The sequence below is a fragment of the Oliverpabstia sp. genome, from assembly GCF_022785585.1.
Taxonomy (GTDB): domain Bacteria; phylum Bacillota; class Clostridia; order Lachnospirales; family Lachnospiraceae; genus Oliverpabstia; species Oliverpabstia intestinalis.
In genome coordinates, this window is sequence record NZ_JALFPR010000049.1 from 1 (window position 1) to 2,308 (window position 2,308).

Annotated in this window: 1 protein-coding gene, 1 tRNA gene and 1 other annotated feature; of the genes, one reads left to right on the plus strand and one right to left on the minus strand. The window is 43.7% G+C overall.

The features are described from left to right. Window positions 1–90: 90 nt before the first annotated feature. Window positions 91–164, minus strand: a tRNA-Pro gene (locus MSA64_RS03160). 170 nt (window positions 165–334) lie between these two features. Further along, window positions 335–592: a binding site (T-box leader), on the plus strand. A gap of 97 nt (window positions 593–689) precedes the next feature. Between MSA64_RS03160 and MSA64_RS03165 the strand changes: the two genes are divergently transcribed. Further along, on the plus strand, window positions 690–2,308 hold a 1,619-nt coding region (locus MSA64_RS03165; RefSeq protein WP_287890507.1), incomplete at its 3' end, for a 2-isopropylmalate synthase.

Below are 2,308 nucleotides of genomic sequence, written 5' to 3' on the forward strand. Positions count from 1 at the left end.
GTTTTTGCAAAAGTAAAGCGATCGAAATTGTTCTGTTATGAAGTATCGTGTTCCGGAAAAACGGCAGAAACTGCCTGGAAAAGAAAAGTATCGGGGCAACAGGATTTGAACCTGCGACCTCACGGCCCCCAGCCGTGCGCGCTACCAAGCTACGCCATACCCCGACAAAACTGATTTATACATGATAGAGACTATTATATGCATTATAATGGGTTTTGTCAATAATTATTTGATTTTTAAAATTGCTTTAAAAATCGATAAAATTCATTCTGATAAAACTTTATCATAGAAACCCGTTGACAATCTGTCTGCTTCTATGGTAGAATTTAACTTGTAAATGGCGTAGAAGAGGAAGAGTACAGAGGATTCGGCTTTCAGAGAACTGCTGGATGGTGTGAAGCAGTGAATGAAGAATTTGGAACTGCCCTTGGAGCTGCTGTCTGAACGAAATATATTTCCAGTAGGAACAGACGGAGTACCCCACCGTTATCATGGGGGAGGATATAAGGTGTAGACCCGTATCTGGCAGAGTGCATGAAGTTATTCATGAAAAAGAGTGGTACCGCGTAGGAGATAATCCTTCGTCTCTTGAGAAGAGAGACGGAGTTTTTTTTACGCATTTTTACATATCCATAAAGAAGATAGATGCCAGAGATGTGCAGGGAATCAAATTTAGGAGGACAAGAAACATGATGAATTACAAAAAGTATGTGAGACAGTATTTTATGCCACCGGTAAAATGTATGAAATGGGCAGAAAAAGAGTATGTAGAGAAAGCCCCGATCTGGTGCAGTGTGGATCTGCGAGACGGTAACCAGGCACTTGTGATCCCGATGAGTCTGGAACAGAAAATTGAGTTCTTCAAACTTTTGGTAAAAATCGGATTCAAGGAAATCGAGGTAGGTTTCCCGGCAGCATCTGAAACAGAATATGAATTCTTAAGAGCCTTGATCGAACAGAACCTGATTCCGGAAGATGTAACTATTCAGGTACTGACACAGGCAAGAGAACATATTATCCGCAAGACCTTTGAGGCGGTAAAAGGTGCACCGAGAGCCATCATCCATGTATATAATTCTACATCGCTGAGCCAGAGAGAGCAGGTGTTCCGTAAATCAAAAGAAGAGATTAGAAAAATCGCTGTAGATGGAGCTGCCCTGTTAAAGAAACTGGCAGATGAGACAGACGGAAACTTCCTGTTTGAGTACAGCCCGGAAAGCTTTACCGGAACAGAGCCGGAATATGCACTGGAGGTGTGTAATGCAGTTCTGGATGTATGGAAACCAACACCGGATCAGAAGGCAATCATTAACTTTCCGGTAACAGTAGAACATTCCATGCCGCACGTATATGCAAGCCAGGTTGAGTATATGTGTGATAACCTGAATTACAGAGAAAATGTTATTGTATCTCTTCACCCGCATAACGACAGGGGATGTGGTGTTGCAGATTCTGAGCTGGGACTTCTGGCAGGTGCAGACCGTATCGAAGGAACTCTGTTCGGAAATGGTGAGCGTACCGGTAATGTAGATATCATTACACTGGCGATGAATATGTATGCTCAGGGTGTAGATCCGGAACTTGATTTCTCTGATATGCCAGGCATCTGTGAAAAATACGAAAAATTCACCGGCATGAACGTAGATCCGAGAAGTCCGTACAGCGGATCTCTGGTATTTGCCGCATTTTCCGGTTCCCATCAGGATGCGATCGCAAAAGGAATGCACTGGATCGAAGAAAAAGATCCGGATCACTGGACGGTTCCGTATCTGCCGATAGACCCGAGAGATGTGGGAAGAAGCTATGATGCCAATGTTATTCGTATCAACAGCCAGTCCGGTAAAGGTGGCGTAGGTTATATTCTGGAAACAAAATACGGTCTGAATCTGCCACCAAAGATGCGTGAAGCTATGGGTTACGCAGCGAAAGCAGTATCAGATCATACTCATAAAGAACTTCATCCTGATGAAATTTTTGAACTGTTCAAAGAAACTTTCGAAAATGTCAAAAAACCGCTGGATATTCAGAAAGTACATTTCCAGCAGAACGGACACATCACCACACAGGTTACGTCTTCCTTTGAAGGCCGTGTGATCACTACCGAGGCAGATGGTAACGGACGTCTGGATGCGGTAAGTAATGCACTGAAAAAAGCATATGACATGCAATATACACTGGTTTCCTACACCGAGCATGCACTGGAAATGAGCACAAGTTCAAAGGCAATTGCATACGTGGGTATCCAGAAACCGGATGGATCCCTTTCCTGGGGTGCAGGCGTCGACAGCGACATTATCCGTGCATCTAT